20 protein-coding genes are annotated in these 21,441 nt (G+C 68.4%); 15 read left to right on the plus strand and 5 right to left on the minus strand.

The window, feature by feature from the left end; genetic code table 11:
• Nucleotides 1-127 precede the first annotated feature (127 nt).
• A complete protein-coding gene (locus tag AB0E63_RS42035; RefSeq protein ID WP_360379168.1) occupies nt 128-628 on the minus strand; it encodes an Lrp/AsnC family transcriptional regulator in 501 nt (166 codons plus the stop codon).
• 94 nt (nt 629-722) lie between these two features.
• On the opposite strand from AB0E63_RS42035, the gene AB0E63_RS42040 reads away from it, so the two are divergent.
• The 5 genes from AB0E63_RS42040 to rplI all read left to right on the plus strand — a co-directional run bounded on the left by AB0E63_RS42040 (nt 723) and on the right by rplI (nt 3,790).
• Complete coding sequence (locus tag AB0E63_RS42040) at nt 723-1,856, plus strand: MFS transporter (RefSeq protein ID WP_360379170.1); 1,134 nt, start codon at nt 723-725, stop codon at nt 1,854-1,856.
• A 196-nt stretch (nt 1,857-2,052) separates the two neighbouring features.
• Nucleotides 2,053-2,343 carry a 30S ribosomal protein S6 gene (gene rpsF / locus AB0E63_RS42045; RefSeq protein WP_145804544.1) on the plus strand — a complete coding sequence of 97 codons (291 nt, stop codon included), beginning with the start codon at nt 2,053-2,055 and terminating at the stop codon, nt 2,341-2,343.
• A 93-nt stretch (nt 2,344-2,436) separates the two neighbouring features.
• Nucleotides 2,437-3,018, plus strand: coding sequence for a single-stranded DNA-binding protein (locus AB0E63_RS42050; protein ID WP_360379173.1), 582 nt, complete (start codon nt 2,437-2,439; stop codon nt 3,016-3,018).
• Nucleotides 3,019-3,095: 77 nt separating this feature from the next.
• Nucleotides 3,096-3,329, plus strand: coding sequence for a 30S ribosomal protein S18 (rpsR, locus tag AB0E63_RS42055; protein WP_012924539.1), 234 nt, complete (start codon nt 3,096-3,098; stop codon nt 3,327-3,329).
• Between the two features lie 14 nt (nt 3,330-3,343).
• A complete protein-coding gene (gene rplI / locus AB0E63_RS42060; RefSeq protein ID WP_360379175.1) occupies nt 3,344-3,790 on the plus strand; it encodes a 50S ribosomal protein L9 in 447 nt (148 codons plus the stop codon).
• Nucleotides 3,791-3,934: 144 nt separating this feature from the next.
• Here the strand turns inward: rplI and AB0E63_RS42065 are convergent, their stop codons facing one another.
• Nucleotides 3,935-4,204, minus strand: coding sequence for a hypothetical protein (locus tag AB0E63_RS42065; protein WP_360379178.1), 270 nt, complete (start codon nt 4,202-4,204; stop codon nt 3,935-3,937).
• Nucleotides 4,201-5,646, minus strand: a complete 1,446-nt coding sequence (locus AB0E63_RS42070) for a hypothetical protein (protein ID WP_360379181.1) — start codon at nt 5,644-5,646, stop codon at nt 4,201-4,203. The genes AB0E63_RS42065 and AB0E63_RS42070 overlap by 4 nt, the downstream gene beginning before the upstream one ends.
• Nucleotides 5,647-5,894: 248 nt before the next feature.
• Between AB0E63_RS42070 and AB0E63_RS42075 the strand changes: the two genes are divergently transcribed.
• From AB0E63_RS42075 to AB0E63_RS42115, 9 genes are read left to right on the plus strand one after another with little or no spacing between them, the layout of a single operon-like run.
• The gene (locus AB0E63_RS42075) at nt 5,895-6,524 is read left to right on the plus strand and encodes a DUF6668 family protein (RefSeq protein WP_360379183.1); all 630 of its coding nucleotides are present in this window, start codon (nt 5,895-5,897) and stop codon (nt 6,522-6,524) included.
• A 15-nt stretch (nt 6,525-6,539) separates the two neighbouring features.
• Nucleotides 6,540-6,806 carry a TrbC/VirB2 family protein gene (locus AB0E63_RS42080; protein ID WP_360379186.1) on the plus strand — a complete coding sequence of 89 codons (267 nt, stop codon included), beginning with the start codon at nt 6,540-6,542 and terminating at the stop codon, nt 6,804-6,806.
• A gap of 41 nt (nt 6,807-6,847) precedes the next feature.
• Nucleotides 6,848-7,693 (plus strand): hypothetical protein, encoded by an 846-nt coding sequence (locus tag AB0E63_RS42085; RefSeq protein WP_360379188.1) that lies wholly within the window; start codon nt 6,848-6,850, stop codon nt 7,691-7,693.
• Complete coding sequence (locus tag AB0E63_RS42090; protein ID WP_360379190.1) at nt 7,690-8,598, plus strand: type IV secretion system protein; 909 nt, start codon at nt 7,690-7,692, stop codon at nt 8,596-8,598. Before AB0E63_RS42085 ends, AB0E63_RS42090 begins: the two co-directional genes overlap by 4 nt.
• Nucleotide 8,599: 1 nt before the next feature.
• Entirely contained in the window at nt 8,600-10,198 is a 1,599-nt protein-coding gene (locus AB0E63_RS42095) for a type IV secretion system protein (RefSeq protein WP_360379193.1), read from the plus strand.
• On the plus strand, nt 10,185-11,693 hold the full coding sequence (locus tag AB0E63_RS42100) for an SCO6880 family protein (protein ID WP_360379196.1): 1,509 nt from the start codon (nt 10,185-10,187) through the stop codon (nt 11,691-11,693). The genes AB0E63_RS42095 and AB0E63_RS42100 overlap by 14 nt, the downstream gene beginning before the upstream one ends.
• 34 nt (nt 11,694-11,727) lie before the next feature.
• On the plus strand, nt 11,728-13,341 hold the full coding sequence (locus AB0E63_RS42105; RefSeq protein WP_360379199.1) for an ATP/GTP-binding protein: 1,614 nt from the start codon (nt 11,728-11,730) through the stop codon (nt 13,339-13,341).
• A complete protein-coding gene (locus AB0E63_RS42110; RefSeq protein WP_360379201.1) occupies nt 13,341-15,188 on the plus strand; it encodes a TraM recognition domain-containing protein in 1,848 nt (615 codons plus the stop codon). Before AB0E63_RS42105 ends, AB0E63_RS42110 begins: the two co-directional genes overlap by 1 nt.
• Nucleotides 15,178-15,552 (plus strand): DUF4913 domain-containing protein, encoded by a 375-nt coding sequence (locus AB0E63_RS42115; protein WP_360379204.1) that lies wholly within the window; start codon nt 15,178-15,180, stop codon nt 15,550-15,552. Before AB0E63_RS42110 ends, AB0E63_RS42115 begins: the two co-directional genes overlap by 11 nt.
• Here the strand turns inward: AB0E63_RS42115 and AB0E63_RS42120 are convergent, their stop codons facing one another.
• Both AB0E63_RS42120 and AB0E63_RS42125 read right to left on the minus strand, forming a co-directional pair.
• Complete coding sequence (locus tag AB0E63_RS42120) at nt 15,553-16,278, minus strand: hypothetical protein (RefSeq protein ID WP_360379206.1); 726 nt, start codon at nt 16,276-16,278, stop codon at nt 15,553-15,555.
• 41 nt (nt 16,279-16,319) lie between these two features.
• Nucleotides 16,320-17,645 carry an MATE family efflux transporter gene (locus tag AB0E63_RS42125; protein ID WP_360379209.1) on the minus strand — a complete coding sequence of 442 codons (1,326 nt, stop codon included), beginning with the start codon at nt 17,643-17,645 and terminating at the stop codon, nt 16,320-16,322.
• A 469-nt stretch (nt 17,646-18,114) separates the two neighbouring features.
• On the opposite strand from AB0E63_RS42125, the gene AB0E63_RS42130 reads away from it, so the two are divergent.
• Entirely contained in the window at nt 18,115-21,186 is a 3,072-nt protein-coding gene (locus AB0E63_RS42130; protein ID WP_360379245.1) for a replicative DNA helicase, read from the plus strand.
• The last annotated feature ends 255 nt before the right edge of the window (nt 21,187-21,441 follow it).

Here is a 21,441-nt window from a genome sequence, read left to right on the forward strand (position 1 = left end):
GGAGTCACAGGAGTCGCCAAGCGCTCCAACATCCCGACCCGCCACCACCAGCATAAGAGCTACCCAGGTGGCTTGACTTCCCTTAGGAACTCAGTACTGAATTCGTCCCCACCCCACCGCCGCGGTCTCAGGAACCCCACCCAGCCGAGCGAGTGACCGGCCGTGTCTCCTGCGCGGGCGGCTGCACAGGACGGCCCTCGAACTCTGTGGACAGCACGACGTGCGTGTTCATCTCACCGTGCTCACCGAGGCGTTCGAAGAGCCCTTCGAGGTGGCGCATCGAGGTGACGCGGACCCGGAGCATCGAGCAGGAGTTGCCACTGAGCTTGTGGATCTCGAGGACCTCGGGGAAGTCCTCCGCCCGGGTGGTCTTCAGTAGGCAGCGTCCGGTCGTGCAGCGCATCTGGACGAAGGCGGACAGCGGCTGACCGGCCCGCGCCGGGTCCACCTGGGCGCGGTAGCCGGTGATCACACCGGCCTCTTCCAGGCGGCGTACGCGATCCGCGACCGCGGGCGGTGAGAGGTTGACCCGCTTGCCCAACTGGTTGAACGACAGCCGCCCGTCGGCCTGCAGTGCGTCCAGGATCTGCCAGTCGGTCGAGTCCAGCTCACGCTCCTGAAAGGTCATCTCACCAGAACACCTTCGACATCGCCGGTGTGCAAGCCCGAACGCCTTACATCAGGCCTTCAGGTTCGATGGCCACCTTCCTACCGTTGAAGACATGCTCGTCCCCATCGTTGTCGCCGCGGCCCTGATGAACGCCGCCATGATCGCCGCGAGCGCGATGAGCACCATCCTGACCGCAGACCGGCTTGGCCCCAGCCTGGCCGGTCTACCCAACACAGCCGGGGTGCTGGGCACAGCAGCCGGCGCGCTCGCCGTGGGCCGCTGGACTGCGCGGCTGGGACGCATCCAGGCACTGCGCATCGGGTACGGCGTCGGTGTCGCCGGTGGAGCGCTGACAGTGCTGACCGCCGTCGGTGCGCCTGTGGCACCGCTCTTCGCCGGCATGTTCCTCCTCGGTGTCGGCAACGCAGCGGCCCTCTTGTCGCGGTACGTCGCGGCGGATGCGGTACCTGTTGCCCGTCGCGCGTCAGCCATGAGCGCTGTGGTCTGGGCAGGCACCGTAGGTGCAGCCGGTGGACCGTTCCTGATGGCGCCGTCACAGACGTTCGTCACGTCGATCGGTCTGCCGGCCGTGTCCGGACCGTTCCTGCTCGCAGTGGCGGCTGTGTTCTTGGCGCTGGTCGCATCCACCCACATTCGCGCCGTCCTCTCCACCGCCGAGCCAGTCCGGGATCACCACGACTCTTCGTCCGCATCACGTCGTACGCCGGTCCTCCTCGCGGCCGGTGTGATGGTGGCGGGGCAACTGGTGATGGTCGCGCTGATGAGCGCGGTCCCCGTTCATACCCACCAGCACGGTGACGGGCTGGGTCTGCTGGGGGTCATGCTGTCGGCTCACACCCTTGGCATGTTCGCGCTGTCTCCGCTGACGGGTTGGTGGATCGACCGGTCCGGGCCGCGACCGGTGGTCCTCACAGGACTTGCCCTGCTACTGGTGTCCGCCTTGCTGGTCACCAGGACGGGACTGGTCTTCACACCGGGCCTCTTCCTGCTCGGCTACGCCTGGAACCTCTGCTACCTCGGCGGCAGCGCGCAGCTGCGGACCGCGGACCTGGAGAGCAAGGTCGAGTCCTTCATCTGGGCCGCCTCCGCTCTGGCCGCCGCGAGTTCGCCCTGGCTGTACACCGTCGGGGGATTCCCGGTGCTGGCGGTGATCTCGGCGGTTCTCGCCGTGCCGTTGCTCGTGCTGGTGGCGCGTCGGCCCTCGCTTGCGGTCCCGTCTCGGTGACGGAGAGTTACCGGAATAGCCCTGTGGATATGGTCGGGAGGGCGCCCGGACGCTGGTATTCTCTTGGATGTGGCCCGGTCCATCGACCGGGCTCGTTGCTTGGCGCCGACGGCAAGTGTCGGCGTGGAGCACTCGCATCGCCCTCCTGCCACGGAGAGACCGTGGCCGCCAAGTCCGAAGGAGGTGGAGTTCGCGCATGCGTCGTTATGAAGTCATGGTGATCCTCGACCCTGAGCTCGATGAGCGCACCGTGGAGCCGTCCATCGACCAGTACCTGAACATCGTCCGCAAGGAAGGTGGCTCGGTCGAGAAGCTCGACATCTGGGGTCGTCGCAAGCTTGCCTATGACGTGAAGAAGAAGGCCGAAGGCATCTATGCCGTCATCGACCTGACCGCGGAGCCCGCGGTGGTGAAGGAGCTCGACCGTCAGCTCACGCTGAACGAGTCGATCCTCCGTACCAAGGTCATCCGGCCGGACCAGCACTGACCCTGGGGTCGTCAGCAGCCATCGGTAACTGTCGGCGCCAGCCGCTACTGATAGCTGTAGACACAGTCACACCCGATAGCAGGAGGAACGGCAATGGCAGGCGAAACCGTCGTCACACTGGTCGGCAACCTTGTCGACGATCCTGAGCTCCGGTTCACTCCGTCCGGTGCCGCCGTCGCGAACTTCCGGATCGCGTCGACCCCCCGGACCTACGACCGGCAGTCAGGTGAATGGAAGGACGGCGAGTCGCTGTTCCTCAGTTGTTCCGTCTGGCGGCAGGCCGCGGAGAACGTGGCCGAGTCGCTGCAGCGCGGCATGCGCGTGATCGTGCAGGGCCGGCTCAAGTCCCGTTCGTACGACGACCGTGAGGGCAACAAGCGCACGGTCTTCGAGATCGACGTGGACGAGGTCGGTCCGAGCCTGCGCAGCGCCACGGCCAAGGTGACCCGCGCGATGCGCTCGGGTCCCGGCGGCGAAGGTGGCGGCGGTGGCTTCGGTGGTGGCGGTGGCAACCAGGGCGGCCAGGCTGGTGGCTACGGCGGCGCCCAGGGTGGCGCCGCGCAGAACGACCCCTGGGCAACCCCGCAAGGACAGAGCGGCGGCGGCCAGTCCGCCCCGCAGAACGACCCCTGGGCCAGCCAGGGCGGCGGCTCGATGGAGGAGCCTCCGTTCTGATCCCGGTCCGGTCGTGAACAGGTAAGACAGACCATTCCGGCACGTGTGCCGGGCTCTGGAAGGAAGAGAGCACCACAATGGCCAAGATCATTCGGAAGCCGAAGAAGAAGGTCTGCGGCTTCTGCAAGGACAAGGCAACGTACGTCGACTACAAGGACACCGCGCTGCTGCGCAAGTTCATCTCGGACCGCGGCAAGATCCGCGCCCGCCGGGTGACCGGGAACTGCGTGCAGCACCAGCGCGACGTGGCCACCGCAATCAAGAACGCTCGTGAGGTGGCCCTGCTGCCGTACACGAGCACGGCTCGCTGAGGGAGGCGCGGACCATGAAGCTCATCCTGGCGCAGGAGGTCGAGGGCCTCGGGGCTCCCGGCGACATCGTCGAGGTGAAGGACGGCTACGGCCGCAACTACCTGGTTCCGCGCGGCCTGGCCATCGGCTGGACCCGCGGCGCCGAGAAGCAGATCACCTCGATCAAGCGGGCGCGTGACGCCCGGGCGATCCAGGGCAAGGAGCACGCGAGCGAGGTCAAGAACCAGCTCGAGCAGCTCACTGTCACGCTGGACGTCAAGGCCGGCGACACCGGTCGCCTGTTCGGTTCGGTCACCCCGGCCGATATCGCCGGTGCGATCAAGTCCGCCGGCGGCCCGCTGGTCGAGAAGCGCGCGATCGCGATCGCGTCGCCGATCAAGACCACCGGCAAGCACCAGGTCTCCGTGCAGCTTCACCCCGAGGTGGCCGCCACGGTCCGCCTCGAGGTTGCGGCCGGCTGACCTCAGCGGCACACCACAGGCCCGCGTCCTCCCCTCGGGGAGACGCGGGCCTTGGCTTTCCCTCAGCCGTCAACTCGCCGGACCGGCTTCGGTGGCGCGAGTCTCGTCAGTTCGCCGGACCGGCTTCGGTGGCGCCGAGTCTCGTCAGTTCGCGGGTTTGACGATGGTCGGCCAGGTGGCCGGCTTGGGGTCGTTGGTGTCGGAGTTGTTCTCCGGCGCCGTGATCCTCGTCCACTTGACCGGGACCGGATCCGATTCGTCGCCGCCCCCGGCATCCGGCTGATCGATCTTCGGCCACTGCACCGGGCCTGGGTCGTCATCGGCCCTGGCCGCCGCGGACGGCACCAGCACCACGGCGACTGCGACCAGACTGGTCACCACCCGCGCCCACCGCCGTCGTACGACCTGCTTCACGGCTTGTCCAGCGCGTAGACGACCGAGTCCTGGACGACGATCGCGTGGCTGCCGGCGAGGCCCCACGGGCGAGCGGTACCGGGCGCCAGGGTGCGGGCGGCACCGGGGGTGATGGCGACCAGGTTGCTGCTGATCGTCCCGTAGATCGTCGTACCGGTGATCGAGAGCGGCTGGAAGCCGGGGCGGCGCACGGTCGAGTTGCTGGTGAAGTTGATCAGGCACTCACCCCAGGCGGCCACCCCGCGGGCGGTGTCCGGGACCCACTGCCAGCTCTGGACCTGGTCCAGGTCCACGGCCGGGCAGATGGCGACGCCCGCGCCGGTCGCGGTCGAGTGCACGGCCGGGACCACGACGTCCGGGTCCTTGGTCTTCCACAGCACCAGCGCACGACCGGGGCTGGCGGCAACGACGTGATCGACATCCTTGAGCCCGCGCGGGGGCTTGAGGTCGACCTCCTGCAGGTCCTTGCCCGGCTGGCTCCAGAACAGCGGGCCCCGGTACCGAGCCATCAGCGCCTTGTCGCCCTCGGCCAGCAGGATGGTGGACTGTCGCTTCTGGTCCGGCACCGCCTTGAGCTGGCCGCCCGACACCACGCTCGCGCCCGCATCGGAGGACAGCTGGATCAGTGGGGACGTCCCGAAGAACTGGACGGTGGAGGAGTCGGGGAGCTCGATCTCGGTCGCCTGGGCACCGTCGCCGGCCCAGTAGTACAGCGTGTCCTGCGTGGCCACCGCTACCACCGTCTTGGAGTCGACGGTGGTGTAGACCGGGCTCTCCGCGCCCTTCGGCACCTTGTCCTGCCACAGCACCTTGCCGTTGGCATCGAACACCGCGATCTTCTGGTCCGGCGTCAGTACGGCGACCTCCGTGCCGTCCGGGGACACCGCGGGGACCGAGTCGGCGGCGATGTCGACCGTCCAGTCCGCCTTGCTCGACCAGCCCAGCGGCGCCGGGCGCGCCGCGAACTGGTCCGGACCGACGCTCGGCTCGGGCAGCGAGGGCAACTTCGGCGACTCGGTCGTGGTCGGCGTACCGTCTCCGAGCTTGCTGAGCACGGTCACGTACAGAATCGTCCCGAAGATCAGTACGCCGGCCAGCACGAACGCGAGGATGATCGGCCAGATCGGCTTCTTCCCGTTGCCACCGCCGCCGCCACCGCCGCCACCACTGCTGCGGGGGCGTCCGCGACTGTCGGTCTCGACCGCCTCGACCCGGCCGTCCGGGTGGATGATCAGCGGCCAGGAGGCACCGTCGGACTCCACGGCGGTCGCCTTCATTGGGCGGCCCAGCTGCCCGGCCCGCTCGCTGACGAGTGCGATCGCGGCCTGTCGCGGGTCGTGATGGTTGACCGGATGACTCCGGCCGGCGATCTTCACCTCGGCGTTGTGGTCGTCGTATAGCCGAATCGTGACCTTGGGCCAGGACGGGATCTTCTCAGCCACGACGACCTCTCATTCCCGCCACAGATCTCCCTCGTTCATCCGACTCCGAACTCCTCGTTCTAGCATGTCTCCGCACGAAGGCATGCCAGGGATTCCGGGCAGGCAGAAACCACGCGAGCCCGGCGGCTCGACTGACCCCGACAAGGGGGTAGAAACATCCTCGCCTGTGGATGGGTCACGGAAGTACACCCGGAAAGCGAGAGAATACTGTGGGCGACAGCCTGTGACGCACCGCGAGAGGAGGGGCCATGACGCAGAACCCGTGGACTCGGCAGCAACAGTCGCCGACCTCGGGTCCGCAGCAGCCGTCAGCCGGCCCTTCGCCGCGGCCGGACCTGCCCCCACGGGGTCCGTCCGCGCCGCAGCACGGTGTGGCGCCGCCCGCGGAGGACGAGCGGCTGCCGAAGTTCGCGATCCCGGTCGCGGACACGCTGTGGTGGGTCGGTGTGCACGGCGGTGCCGGCGAGACCACGATGTCGCTGCTGCTCCCGGGCACGCGGGCGGCCGGCCACCGCTGGCCGATCCCGCCACCACCGGTGCCGACCCCGGTCATTCTGGTGGCCCGGACCCACGGGTCCGGCCTGCGGGCCGCTCAGCGCGCCGCGATCGAGTGGGCGTCGGGGGTGGTGCAGGGTGTGGCCGTGCTCGGCCTGGTGCTGATCGCGGACGCCCCGGGCCGCTTGCCCCGCGTGCTCGACGACTTCGCGGACATCGTCGGCGGCGGCGTTCCGAGAGTCTGGGACATTCCCTGGATCGAGGAGTGGCGCAGAGGGGAGGCTCCCACGCCTGACAACACCCCCGACGAGGTTTTCGAGGTTCTTGAATCCATCTACGCTCTTCGCGCGTCAAACCCAGCGGACTACCCCGCCCCATACTGAAAGGTACTCAGCACGATGATGTTGGTACATCTGGTCTCGGAGCTCCCCAACCTGCTCCCGATGGAAGCGCCGCCGGGCGCCGACAAGCTCGAGAAGGTCCTCGGTTGGGTCAAGTGGATCGCCTACACCGTCTGCATCCTCGGCGTTCTGATCGCCGGCGCGATGATGGCGGTCGGCCAGCGTCGTGGTGAAGGTGGCGAGCACGCCGCCCGGCTCGGCTGGGTGCTGGCGGCCTGCATCGTCATCGGCTCGGCGACGGCCCTCGTGGACGCGCTGAAGTGATCCCGGGGTACTCAGACCCGCGCGTCGGAGACTGATCGCGGGTGGGACTGTTCAGCAGCAATCCGGATTCCGTGGACGACGACGCCGACGGTGGTGAGACCAGCTTCTGGCAGGAGCGTGGGTTCGTCGCGTCGGCGATCGTCGTCGGCGCGGTCGTGGTCTGCCTGCTGGTCTGGTTCTTCGCCCGCGGAGACTCGGGGACGCCGACTTCCCAGGCGACCCAGACCCCGAGCACCGTCGTACCCACTGAACAGCCCACGGAGGAGCCGTCCGTGCCGCCCGCGACACCCACGGATGAACCGAGCACCACACCAGGTACGCCGCCGCCGATCAACGGCTCGGGTGGCTGCAAGAACAAGCACCCGGACATGCGGACCCCGCGAGCCGCGCCGTCCGCTGTGACCTGGCAGTTCGAGGCCGACATGCTGATCCCGCTCCAGGCGGCCGGCGGTCCGGCGGCGATGGACAGCCACGGCGTGCGTTCCTGTTTCGCCCACTCGCCGACCGGTGCCGTGCTCGCCACGCTCGTCATGCTCGGTCAGATTCGCAACCCGGACCTGACCGATGCCGTGCTGGCCACGCGCGTCGTGGCCGGGCCGGGCCGGAGCCGCGCGGTCGCCGAGGCCCGGAACAGCGCGACGCCGAAGGCCACGGGCCAGGTGCAGTTCGCCGGTTTCAAGGTGATCGACTACACCACCCGCCGCGCGATCATCCAGGTCGCCGCCGAGCTGAACAACGACAACGTCGCCTCGCTGCCGATCACGATGGTCTGGGTGAACGGTGACTGGAAGGCGGAGCTGCAGCCCGACGGCACCTTCAACGGCGAGGTCGCGCCCGATGTCCTGCAGGGGCTCGAGGGCTACGTCAGGTTCAGTGGTGCCGGATGATCACCCTCGGCTGTTCCTGGGCTCCCTGGAACTGGGACGACTGCGTCGAGAAGTACCTCGGCCAGGCGATCAGCGCCGCGCTCAACCCGTTCTTCAAGCTGATCTTCAAGGCCATCGCGGCCGTGGTCGTGGCGGCCGTCGAGGCCGTGCTGAAGGCGGTCGGGTTCCTCTGGATCTACATCAAGACGCCGGACGTCTCCGACAACGGCGCCGTCAGCTACATCCAGGTCCACACGAACTACATCCTGGCCGCGGCGGCGACGATCGCCGTCATCGTGGCCGCGATCCAGATGGCGGTGTCGCACCGGGGCGAGCCGCTGCGCGAGATCCTGAAGTCGCTGCTCACGATGGTCGTTGTCTCCGCCGCGGGCGCCGGCTTCGCGGGCCTGCTGATCCAGGCCTCGGACGAGTTCTCCTCCTGGATCATCGGTCAGGCGCTCGGAGCTGACGACCACGCCTTCGCGACCGAGCTCACCAAACGGATGGCCGATCCGCTCAAGGACCCCACGGAGCAACTCCAGTTCGCCCTGATCATCTTCGTCGGCATCCTGATGGTGATCACCGCCATCATCCAGCTGGCCTTGATGATCGTCCGGTACGGGATGCTCGTGTTGCTGGTCGGCGTCCTGCCGCTGACCGCCGCGGCGACCAACACCGAGATGGGGATGATGTGGTTCAAGCGGGCGGTGGCCTGGCTGGGCGGATTCATTCTCTATAAACCGGTGGCGGCGCTGATCTATGCCACCGCCATCAAGCTGATGTCGACGCCGAAGCCGCCGGAGGGCTACACGCCGCCGGAGGGTACGCCGGAGACGCTCAAGGTCATCATGGGCGTCACCATGATGATCATCGCGGTGGTCGCGCTGCCCGCCATTCTCCGCTTCGTGTCGCCGAGGACGTCATGACATGATCCCGCTCGCGTGGTACGACATCCTCTTCGACGCCATCACCAAGGTCCTGGCGCCTGCGATTGAGAAGTTGATCCAGTTGATCTTTCAGCCGATTCTCGATGCCATCGCCGCCGCCATCACGCTGATCATGGGCACCATCGGTACCTTCTGGATCTATGTGAAGACGCCGGCGGTCGGTGATGCCAACGGTCACCCGGCCAACGACACGGTCGGCTGGATGTGGGCGCACACGCAGTACATCGCGGTCTTCATCGCCGTCATCGGCCTGATGGTCGGTGCCATGCAGATGGCCTGGAGTCATCGTGGTGAGCCGGCCCGCGACATCCTCAGGTCCCTGATCACGCTGGCCGTCGCCTCGGCGCTGTCGGTCGGGGTGGCGCAGGCGCTGATCGAGTTCGGGGACAAGTTCTCCGACTGCCTGGTCACCACCGCGCTGCGCGACGACGGCGCGGGCTGGCACTGCGGCATCGGCAACTACGGCGGCGGCAAGGGCTTCGGCGACACCATGGCGGCCCTGCTCGGCTTCTCCGCGGCCGCGGGTCCGATCGGCATCGGCCTGATGATCACCATCGGCATCCTGACCATCGTCGCCGGCGTCATCCAGATCGTGCTGATGGTGGTCCGCTCGGCGATGCTGATCCTGCTGATCGGCGTCCTGCCGATCGCGGCCGCCGCGACGAACACCGAGATGGGCCGGACCTGGTTCAAGCGGATCATCTCCTGGCTGCTCGCGTTCATCCTCTACAAACCGGTGGCCGCGATCGTCTATGCGACCGCGATCAGACTCACCTCGAACAACGGGCAGGGGCTGAGCTTCGACGACAAGGACGTCGGCGGCCAGATCATGAACATGGTGACCGGCGTGACCATGCTGGTGCTCGCGCTGTTCGCGCTGCCCGCGCTGATGCGGTTCATCGTTCCGATGGTGGCCGCGACCGCGAGCGGCGCCGGGGCGGGCATGCTCGCCGCCAAGCTGGCCGGGCCCGGGATGGACAAACTGGCCGACGCGGCCAACAAAGCCGGTGATCAAGGCAGTGATGGCGGCGGTGGCGACGGTCCGTCCGGTGCCCAGAACGTCGGTCGCGCCGCGCAGCAGCAAGGCCCGAGCGGTGGCGGTGGCGGTGGTGGCCAAGCCGCCGGAGGCGGTGAAGGTGCTGCGGCGGCCGGTGGTGAAGGCGGTGCGGCTGCCGCGGGTGGTGGCGGTGGCGCCGCTGCGGGTGGTGCCGGTGGTGCCGCCGGCGGTGGGGCAGCGGCTGCCGGTGGTGGAGCCGCGGCGGCCGCCGGACCTGCCGCGGCCGCGGTGGTGGCCGTCAAGATGGGCGTCGACGCCACCAAGGCCTTCGGCCAGATGGCTGCGAACGAGAGCATGGGCAACGACGCGATGGACGAGGGTTCCAGCGGCGGCGGCGGTGGTGGGGGCGGCGGTGGCGGAGGCGCTGGTGGTGGCGGCGACAGCGGCCCGTCCGGCAGCGGCGGCCGTACGCGCGACATGAACCGCCAGAACGACCGGGCCCGCGCCCAGCAGCAGCAGACGACCCGAGATCAGCAATCTCCGCCTCCTCGACCTCCGGAGGGACCAAGTGGCAGCGGCTGACCACGTGCGAAGTGCCCCGCGCACCTACGGCAACTGGCGCCAGCCCGCCTCGGCGGGTATCGGCGGCCTGGGCACACTCGGCACCGGCATCATGATGGGCGGCCTGGTCGTCACGGTCTTCGCCACGATGGCCGGCGGCCTGCTCGCCGCGCTCATCACGCTGCTGATCGTCGGCGTCGCGCTGCTGATGCTGATGACGAAGGACAAGCACGGACAGTCCGCCCTGCAACGGCTTTCGACCCGCATTGGATGGCAACGAGCAAAGATGGCCAAGCACAACATCTACCGTTCCGGTCCGCTCGGTCGCACCGCCTGGGGCAAGTTCCAGCTCCCCGGCCTGGCCGCCGCGTCACAGCTGAGCGAGTTCCAGGATTCGTACGGCCGGCCGTTCGCGTTGCTGTACTACCCGAGCACGCGGCACTTCACCGTCGTCATCAACGCCGAGCCCGACGGTGCGTCGCTGGTCGACGAGGAACAGGTCGACGTATGGGTCGCGCACTGGGGCCAGTGGCTGGCGTCGCTCGGCCACGAGCCAGGCATCGTGGCCGCGTCGGTGACCGTGGAGAGCGCGCCCGACACCGGCATCCGGCTGCGCCGTGAGGTCGGCAACAACATGATGGACGGGACGCCGGCGATCGCCCGCGCCATGCTCACCGAGGTCGTGCAGAGCTACCCGGAGGGCTCGGCGCTGGTCTCGGCCCGGGTCGCCCTCACCTTCAAGGGCACCGACCGCAACGGCAAGCGCCGCAAGGAAGAGGACATGGGCCGTGAGCTCGCGTCCCGGCTTCCCGCGCTCACCCAGAGCCTGAACGCCACGGGCGCCGGTGCGGCCCGCCCGGTCACCGCGCAGGAGTTGTGTGAGACCGTCCGGATCGCCTACGACCCAGCGTCCGCCGTACTGATCGACGAGGCGCGCAGCCAGGGGATGGCGCCGGAGCTGCAGTGGACCGACGTCGGTCCGGCCGCCGCCCAGGGGTTCTGGGACAAGTACCGGCACGACTCCGCGTGGTCGGTGACTTGGCAGATGACCCAGGCGCCGCGTGGTGAGGTGTTCTCCTCGGTGCTGTCCCAGCTGGTCGCGCCGCACATCGACGTCGACCGCAAACGGGTCACCCTGCTCTACCGTCCGCTGGACGCGGCCACCTCGGCCCGGATGGTGGAGGCCGACAAGCGCAACGCGTCGTTCCGGGCCACCACGTCGAGCCGGCCGACCGCACGGACGATGGCCGAGGCGCGCGCCGCGGACCGGACCGCGCAGGAGGAGGCGCGGGGCGCCGGCCTGGTCAACTTCGGCATGGTCGTCACCGGAACGGTGATGACGGCCGAGCAGATCCCGGACATGATTGCTGCAATCGACAACCTGGGCGCCACCGCGCGCATCCTGCTCCGGCCGGCGTACGGCTCGCAGGACTCCGCGTTCGTGGCCGCCTTGCCGCTGGGCGTCGTTCTCTCGAGCCACCTGTCGGTACCGGCGGGGCTGCGGGAAGCCCTATGACCAAGAGCAGCACAGTGACCTCTGGGGAGTCACAGTGAGCAAGAAAACGAACAAGCCGGTCGATCCGTCCCGTGGTGGCAAGCGGCCGATGCCGCGTGGCTGGCCGGGGATGGGCGGCGGGTACTCGACGTACGTGCAGGCTCCGGCCGAGTGGCGGGGTACGACGGTGCAGGTCTGCGGACTGTGGCCGTTCGCGGCCGGCACCGGCAGCCCGATGGTCGGCGTACCGATCGGCCGGAACATCCTCTCCGGCGCGACCATGTGCTGCGACCCGATCAGCTGGTTCATGCGGGCCAAGCTGATCTCGAACCCGTCGATGTTCGTGCTCGGCAAGCCAGGTCTGGGCAAGTCGACGATCACTCGCCGGATGGCCCTCGGCCTGGCCGGGTACGGCGTGATGCCGCTCGTCCTGGGCGACCTGAAGCCCGACTACAAGGACCTGATCGAGGCCCTCGGCGGCCAGGTCATCCAGCTCGGCCGTGGCCGCGGGCACCTGAACGTGCTCGACCCGGGTGAGTCCCGTCAGGCCGCGCTCCGGCTTACCGGCAAGGCCCGCGAGGCGATCCAGGCCGACGCCCACGGCCGCCGGCAGACAATGGTGTCGGCGCTGATCTCGATCATGCGCTCGGCCCCGCCGACCGACCGCGAGGAGACCATCCTCGACGAGGCCCTCAAGGTCCTCGACGAGCGTTTCGTCGGTACGCCGCTGCTCCGCGACCTGCTCCAGGTCGTCCAGGAGGCACCGGACCGGGTCCGCAACGTGGCCCTGGACCGGGGCAGCCTGGACCGGTACCGGCAGATCACCGAGGGACTCGAGGCATCGCTGATCGGCCTGGTCGGCGGCGGCCGGCTCGGCGAGATCTTCTCCGAGCAGACCGACAACCCGATGCAGATGGACCGTCCGGTCGTGTTCGACGTGTCCAACATCGACGACTCCGAGACGAACCTGCAGGCCGCCGTACTGCTGGCCTGCTGGTCGTACGGGTTCGGCGCGGTCGCCGTCTCGCAGGCGCTGGCCGACGCCGGCCTGGAGCCGCGGCGGCACTACTTCGTCATCCTCGACGAGCTTTGGCGGGTGCTGCGGGCCGGGCGTGGTCTGGTCGACCGCGTCGACGCCCTGACCCGGCTGAACCGGCAGCGCGGTGTCGGGATGGCGATGATCTCGCACACCATGTCCGACCTGCTGGCGCTGGAGAACTCCGAGGACCGGATGAAGGCCAAGGGCTTCGTCGAGCGGTCCGGCATGGTCATCTGCGGTGGACTGCCGCGGGCCGAGATGGAGAACCTCAGCGAGGTCGTGCCGATGTCCGAGGAGGAGCAGAACATGCTCATCGGCTGGCAGGACCCGCCCGCGTGGGACCCGGCCACCGGTGAGGAGGCCGCGCCCCCGGGCCGCGGCAACTTCCTGGTCAAGGTCGGCGGTCGCCCGGGCATCCCGGTGCATGTCGGCCTCACCTCGGTCGAGCGCGAGATCAACGACACCAACAAGCTGTGGAAGACCGGCACCGACGGCAAGCCGCTGAAGGTGGAGGTCGCCCCCGACGGCACCGAGGAGATCGTCGGGGAGTACAGCCTGGACGACCCGGCACTGCTACCGCCGCCCGACCCGACCACCCGCGTGGTCGCCAGAACGGGAGTTGACGAGTAATGGCCCAGGGCAAGAAGAGCACCGGACCGGGCGGGCTGTCGGTCGAGTCGATCCTGATCTTCGTCGGGGTCGGTGTGCTGCTGATCGTCTCCGGCGGGGTGTGGGGTGCGCTCAAGGTCGCAGAGGCGGTCAACGGGGCGACCGCCCGTCCGGTGCCAGGCCCGTTCAACGCGCTGGTCGAGCTGATCAAGGGCAAACAGCATTGGTCCGGCGCGGCCACCGGCGTACTGCTGCTCGAGCTGATCGTGCTGCTCGGCATCGCCGGCGCCATCTGGTACGTCGTCCGGAACCGCAAGGAGACCGGTGGACGGGTCGACAAGCAGGCGTTCCTGATGTCGAAGCGGTCCGAGATCTACAAGCTCACCCGTGAGGGCGCCCAGGACATCGCCAACCGGCTGGGCGCCGGGCACGCCGGGCCAGGCATCATGATCGGCCGGACCGTCCGGGACAACCTCGAGGTGTTCGGGTCCTGGGAAGACATGCACGTCGACATCTGGGGTCCGCGGACCGGTAAGACCACGTCCCGTGCCGTACCGGCGATCCTGGACGCGCCGGGCGCGGTGGTCGCCACGTCGAACAAGCGCGACATCGTCGACGCCACCCGTGGCCCGCGGTCCGAGAAGGGGCCGGTCTGGGTGTTCGACCCGCAGGAGGTCTGCGAGGAGCCGCACAACTGGTGGTGGAACCCGCTCAGCTACATCACCGACGAGACCAAGGCGCGCGAGATGGCGGAGCACTTCGTCTCCTCGCAGCGCAGGGAGAACGCCCAGACCGACGCGTTCTTCGATGCCGCCGGCACCGATCTGCTGGCCGGCCTGCTGCTGGCCGCCGCGGTCGCCAAGCGCCCGCTGACCCAGGTCTACACCTGGCTGGCCGACCAGCGGAACGACGAGCCCGAGCGGATCCTGCGCAACACCCCTGGCCTGCAGTTGTCCGCGGACGCGCTGTCCGGTGTCATCAACGCGCCGGACAAGCAGCGCGCCGGTGTCTACGGCACCGCCCAGCAGAGCGCCCAGTTCCTGGTCAACCGCAAGGTCACCCGCTGGGTCACCCCGCAGGGGCCGAACGACACCCGCCCGCAGTTCAACCCGCACGAGTTCGTCCGTCAGGGCGGCACGCTCTACAGCCTGTCCAAGGAAGGCGCCGGTACGGCGGGACCGCTGGTCACCGCACTCACGGTGGCCGTCGTCGAGGCGGCCGAGCAGTACGCCCGCGGCATGCCGATGGGCCGGATGCCGAACCCGCTGGTCGGCGTCCTGGACGAGGCGGCGAACGTCTGCCGCTGGAAGAACCTTCCCGACCTGTACAGCCACTTCGGTTCCCGCGGCATCGTGCTGATGACGATCCTGCAGTCGTGGGCGCAGGGCCAGGAGTGCTGGGGCGACCACGGCATGGAGAAGCTCTGGTCCGCCGCGAACATCCGGGTGTACGGCGGCGGCGCCTCGGACTCGAACTTCCTCGAGCGGCTGAGCAAGCTGATCGGCGACTACGACATCATTTCCAGCTCGGTGTCGTACAACAAGGGCGAGCGCGGCACCAGCCGGCAGACCCAGCGGCACAACATCCTCGAGGTGTCCGACCTGGCCGCGATGCCGCCCGGGCGCGCCGTCGTGTTCCCGTCCGGTATCCCGGCGACGATGGTGAAGACGGTGCCGTGGTTCACCCGGCCGGACGCCGGCGCGGTGAAGGCGTCGCTGACGAAGTACGACCCGGGTGCGTCCGGTGCGACCGCTCCGGTCAGCAACAACCCGTGGGTGTCTGCCGGCACGCAGCAGGCGCCTGTTCTGCCGCGCGGTCCGGAGAAGCCGGTCTGGGAGCAGAACGAGGGGGACCGCGGTGGATGGTGAACAGGAACTCTTCTATCCGCACGTCGCGGCGTTCGTCGAGGACCGGCTGATCTACCTGTACACGCGCCGGATCGGGCAGCAGTTCATCTGGTGCCCTGAGTGGTACCGGCACGCCGAGGCGCTCAGCCGGCTGGACTCGATCTGGCGTGCCTGGGAGCATCTGCGGCTCGACCCGGCGACCGGGATGTCGGTCTGGTGGCGCGACCACGCGGACCCGCACATGATGGCGCTGCTCGACCCGGACGGCCCGTTCGCGGCCTGCCGGGGCTCGCACACCGACTACCCGATCCCGCCGCTCCCGGTGGAGGAGCCGCCGGCCGGCTTGTTCTTCGACCAGCGCCAGCCGAATCTCCGCGGGATCTGACTAGCCGCCGATCTCCAGGTCCGGCTCGGTGCTGCGGTCGCGCACTTTCCTGACCTTCTTGAGGTTCTTGTTCACGAACTTGCGGGCTTGCGGTGTCTCAGCGGGCCGGTTGCGGACGGCCTCGGCGGCCGGCGGCTGCTCCTGCTGCGCGACACCACGGCGCTCTCGGGCCTCGGCGTCGTACTGGTCGGCCCGCTCGTAATCGGCCTCCGCCGACCGGTCCTCGCGGACGGCCGCGCGCTGGTAGCGGCGGCCGTAGGCGGCTTGGGCGGCTGCGCCCGGTTCGTCCGGCCGGGCGGCCGCTTCGTCGAGCTGATGGTGGCCGTGGGACCAATCGCTCATGGCTTGCCGGGTCTTGGCGTCGCCGTCGCGACGCAGCTCACGGCTCGCCTCGGACAGCCGGATCGCCTCGGTGGTCTCCGCGGCAGCGATGACCTCGCGTCGCAGGCGGAGCTCCTCCAGTTGACGCTCGTCCAGCGCATCGAGCTCGATCGCCTCGGTGCGGGCCTGCGCGAGGTCCTCCTCGTCATGAACCTCGTCGAGCTCTTCCTGGCGGCGGGAGGCTTCCTCTTCCGGCGTCAGCCCGGCGACGGCGTCCGGACGCTCGCCGTCCCGCTCCCATGCACGGGCGCCGCGCCGCTCACCGGCGGCCTCGGTGTCGTCGTCACCCTGCACGTGCTGGTCGGGCTCGAGCGCGATCGTCTGCTCGTCGTCGGTGTCGGCCATGCCGCTCCTTTCCTCCTGCCCCACGATGCCGCACCCCAGGGTCAGCGGATAGCCCCGGTCACCAGCCAGGAGTCGCGGCGTTCGCGGGTGGTCAGGGTGAGCAGTCGCAGCAGCATGAACCCGCCGAACGCCCACCACAGCGCGACGATGCCGCCATCGAGCCAGAGCACGCTCAGCGCGAGCGGTACGTAGAGCACGAGCGCGATGACGCCGGCCACCGCGAGATACGGTCCGTCGCCGGCACCGATGAGTACGCCGTCCAGGACGAACACGACACCGTTCACCGGTTGCCAGAGGGCGGCGACGATCAATACGGCGGCGAGAGTGCGACGCACCTCTGGATCGGTGGTGAACAAGGGGACGTAGAGGTCGCGCAGACCCCAGAGGGCCAGCCCGCCGATCACTCCGGAGATCAGGCCCCACCACATCATCCGGCGGGTGATCGCGCGGGTGCCCTCCACGTCGCCAGCGCCCAGCGAGCGGCCGGTCAGTGCTTGAGCCGCGATGGCGATCGCGTCCAGCGCGAGGGCCAGGAAGGACCACAGGGTGAACGCGACCTGGTGCGCCGCGACGGACGTCGTACCCAAGGCCGTCGCGACGAAGATGAGCAGGATGATTGCCACGCGCAACGTCAGGGTGCGGACGATCAGCGGGACGCCCATCTGCGCGGACGCGAGGATGCCCGGGCGGTCCGGCCGCAGTTTGGCGCCGTCGCGCCGGGCGCCGCGGACGACGACCACGACGAGCGCGATCCCGGCACCTGTCTGGGCGAGCGCCGTACCGAGGGCCGACCCCGCGATGTTCAGGTCGAGGCCGTAGACGAGCAGGACGTTCAGACCGATGTTGGCGAGGTTGGCGGTGATCGCGACGACCATCGGTGTCTTGGTGTCCTGGAGGCCCCGCAGTACGCCGGTGGCCGCGAGCAGGAGCAGCATCGACGGGATCCCGACGCAGGAGATCCGCAGATACGTCACCGCGTGATGCGCCACATCCGCGGACGGGTCGAACGCCGCGATGGCCTGCGGAGCCAGCACGAGTCCGACGAGAGCCAGTACGACGCCCAGCAACAAAGCCAGCCACAGTCCGTCGATGCCTTGCGCGAGCGCGCCGCGGTGATCACCGGCACCGATCCGCCGCGCGACCGCCGAGGTCGTCCCGTAGGCGAGGAACACGCAGACCCCGACCAGTGTCTGCAGGATCGTCCCGGCGATACCCAGCGCCGCCAACTGCGGCGTACCGAGATGTCCGACGATCGCGGAGTCCGCCAGGAGCATCAGGGGCTCCGACACCAGCGCGAAGAACGCCGGGACGGCGAGCCGGAGGATCTCCTGGTCCTGCTCCCCGAAGAGTTGCCGCGCCCGCCTCACCGTTGCGGGGTCTTCGGCGGGACTCCTGTCATGGGCATAGGGCTCATTGTGCCTGACTTGGGCTGTGCACAGGCGCCGGATCCCGGACTCCGGAAAAAGGACGCCGACTTTTTCTTCTCCACAGTTGTGAATGAGTGAAACCGCAGGTCAGGGGGATGTTGTGGGTTGTTGTCCCCAGATATCCACAGGGTTGTGCCCAACCTGTGCACACCTGTTCCCGGGGTTTCCCACAGTTCGTCCACACCCCCTGTGGACGACCAGGTGGCTTTGGGTGACGGGACCGGCGTACGGTCGCGAGGCCGATGCCTTCCGTGGGCAGAAACTGTCCACCAGGGCGGCTATGGTTCGATCAGGTGTTCGAATCCGGCACCGGTGATCGGGCAGCGGTGTGACGAGGAGGTCGGGCGAAGTGAGTGTGGCGGAGTTCCGCGGGGGGCAGGGCGGCGGCCAGGAAGAGCGCAACCCGGAGATGGGCTTCGGCCGCACACCGCCTCAGGATCTGGCCGCCGAGCAGTGCGTGCTCGGCGCGATGATGCTGAGCAAGGACGCGATTGCCGACGTCATCGAGACGCTGCGCGGCACGGACTTCTACCGGCCGGCCCACGAGATCGTCTTCGACGCGATCACCGATCTGTATGCGCGGGGTGAGCCGGCCGACGCGATCACCGTCGCCGCCGAGCTGAACAAGCGCGGTGAGATGGCCCGCATCGGCGGCGCGCCGTACGTGCACACCCTGGTCGCCTCCGTCCCGCTCGCGGCCAACGCGGGCTACTACGCGCACATCGTCCGGGAGAAGGCGATCCTGCGCCGCCTGGTCGAGGCCGGCACCAAGATCGTCCAGCTCGGGTATGCGGGTGAGGGCGAGGTCGACGACGTCGTCGACGAGGCGCAGGCGGAGATCTACTCGGTCACCGAGAAGCGCACCACCGAGGACTACGCGCCGCTGAAGGACATCATGGAGGGCGCCCTCGACGAGATCGAGGCGATCGACTCCCGCGGTGACGCGATGGTCGGCGTGCCGACCGGGTTCACCGACCTGGACGAGCTGACCAACGGCCTGCACCCCGGGCAGATGATCATCGTCGCCGCCCGTCCCGCGATGGGGAAGGCGCTGGCCCTCGACACCCCGCTGCCGACCCCGGCCGGCTGGACCACCATGGGCGAGATCGCCGTCGGCGACCAGCTCCTCGATGTCAACGGTCAGCCGACCATGGTGGTGGCGGCGACCGAGGTGATGGTGGACCGGCCGTGTTTCCGGCTGTCGTTCTCCGACGCCAGCACGATCGTCGCCGACGCGGAGCACCAGTGGGTGGTCGAGGACGGCGGCCGCCCGGTGGTCTGCACGACCGCCGACCTGCACACGGCGATGTCCGCGAGTCCCGGGCTGACACCACCGATCCCCGGGTCGACGCAGCGCCAGATCACCGGGCACGGTTTCCCGGCCGCCCTCGCCGGAGAGGGCGAGCGACGGATCGAGTGGATCGACCAGGTCGACAGCGTGCCGGTGCGCTGCGTCGAGGTGGACAACCCCGACCATCTGTACCTGGCCGGCAAGACGATGATCCCGACCCACAACTCCACCCTGGGCCTGGACTTCGCCCGCTCCGCCTCGATCCGGCACGGCCTGACCTCGTGCATCTTCTCGCTGGAGATGAGCCGCAACGAGATCACCATGCGGCTGCTCTCGGCCGAGGCGAAGGTCCCGCTGCACCACATGCGCAACGGCAAGATGACCGACGAGGACTGGGCCCGGCTGGCCCGCAAGATGGGCGAGGTCTCCGAGGCCCCGCTGTTCATCGACGACTCGCCGAACCTCACCATGATGGAGATCCGCGCCAAGGCCCGCCGCCTCAAACAGCGCCACGACCTCCGCCTGATCGTCATCGACTACCTCCAGCTGATGACGTCGGGCAAGAAAGTCGAGTCCCGCCAACTCGAAGTCTCCGAGTTCTCCCGCTCCATCAAGCTCCTGGCCAAAGAACTCGAACTCCCCGTCGTAGCCATCTGCCAGCTCAACCGAGGCTCCGAACAACGCTCCGACAAACGCCCCATGGCCTCCGACCTCCGCGAATCGGGCTGCCTGACCGCCGACACCCGGCTGCTGCGTGCGGACACGGGTGCGGAGATCTCGCTCGGCGAGCTGCTCTCGACTGGTGCGCAGGACGTCCCGGTCTGGTCGCTGGACGACCGGCTGAAGCTGGTGCCGCGCACGCTGACGCACGCCTTCCCCAGTGGGGTGAAGGAGGTCTTCAAGCTGAAGCTCGCCTCCGGCCGCGAGATCAAGGCCACCGCGAACCACCCCTTCCTGACGTACGACGGATGGAAGCCGCTCGGCGAATTGGCTCCGGGCGCACGACTCGGATCAGTCCGGCACGTCCCCCCGCCGCTCGAGCTCAAGCCCTGGGACGAGGACGAGATCACGCTGCTGGGCCATCTGCTCGGCGACGGATCCTTCGTCAAGCGTCAGCCGATCCGCTACGCGAGCATCGACGAGGCCAACCTGACCGCGGTCGCCGAAGCTGCCCACCGGCGGTTCGGCATCACCGCGATCCGCGACGAGTACGCCGCGGCGCGAGTGACCAGCCTGCGCCTGCCCGCGCCGTACCGGCTGGCTCGGGGCAAGCGGAACCCGATCGCCGCCTGGCTCGATGGTCTGGGGCTGTTCGGCCTCCGCAGCCACGAGAAGTTCATCCCGGCCGGCATCTTCGCGCTGCCGAAGGAGCAGGTCGCCCAGTTCGTCCGTCACCTGTGGGCCACCGACGGTTCCGTCCGCTGGGACGCGAAGGTCGGCCAGGGTCGCATCTACTACGCGTCCACCAGCCGCCAGCTGGTCGACGACTTGGCTCGCCTTCTCCTTCGCCACAACATCTTCACCCGGATCTATGTCGCGCGGAAGGTGGGTTACCGAGACTCGTACCACCTGAATATCCAGGGGGTTGACAATCAACGGCGGTTCTGCGAGGAGATCGGCGTTCACGGTTCGCGCGGCGACAAGGTCCGAGAACTTCTTGGCTATCTACAAGTCATCAATGCGGCTCCGAAGCTTGACACTGTCCCTGTTCAAGTCTGGGATCAGGTGAAGTCAGCAATGCGCGAGCGTGGAATGAGCAAGGTTGCCCTCGGGGCAGCGCTTGGTCGGCGCAACGGCAATCGGTTATTTGCCGGAGCTCCTACGCGGCAGCGGCTCGCCGACGTGGCAAGGATCCTTGATGTCGCGGACCTTGAACTGCTGGCAACAAATGACATCTTCTGGGACTCGATCGTGCAGATCGAAAGCCTTGGCGAACAAGAAGTATTCGACGCGACAGTTCTCGACACGCATAACTTTGTCGCGAATGGAATTGCTCTTCATAATTCGCTGGAGCAGGATGCTGACGTGGTTCTGCTGCTGCATCGTGAGGATGCGTACGAGCGGGAGTCCACTCGGCCGGGGGAGGCGGACTTTATTGTGGCCAAGCATCGTAACGGGCCTACTGCCGACGTGGTTGTGGCGTTCCAGGGGCACTACTCGCGCTTCGTGGACATGGCCCACGACGGCTGAGGGGCTGTGCTGAGATGCCTCCATCAGGCCTAGAAGTGAGCAGTCTCCCGGCCGTCGTAGCTAAACTTGGCGCCAGCCGCGGTCTGCGAGTCAAAGCAAGACGTCGGCCACCTGCTTGTGTTCCAAGGTAGGCCAGAGCAGGTGGCCGATGCATTGTCGCGTCAGCAGCCCCGAACAGCAGACTTCTGGCGCATGGTGCGGTTGACTTGGACTCAAAGCGCCGGACAAATTCGGTCGGGTGACCAGTGCTTCATG

Origin of the sequence: Kribbella sp. NPDC026596 (genome assembly GCF_040638415.1) — a bacterium.
Lineage (GTDB): Bacteria > Actinomycetota > Actinomycetes > Propionibacteriales > Kribbellaceae > Kribbella.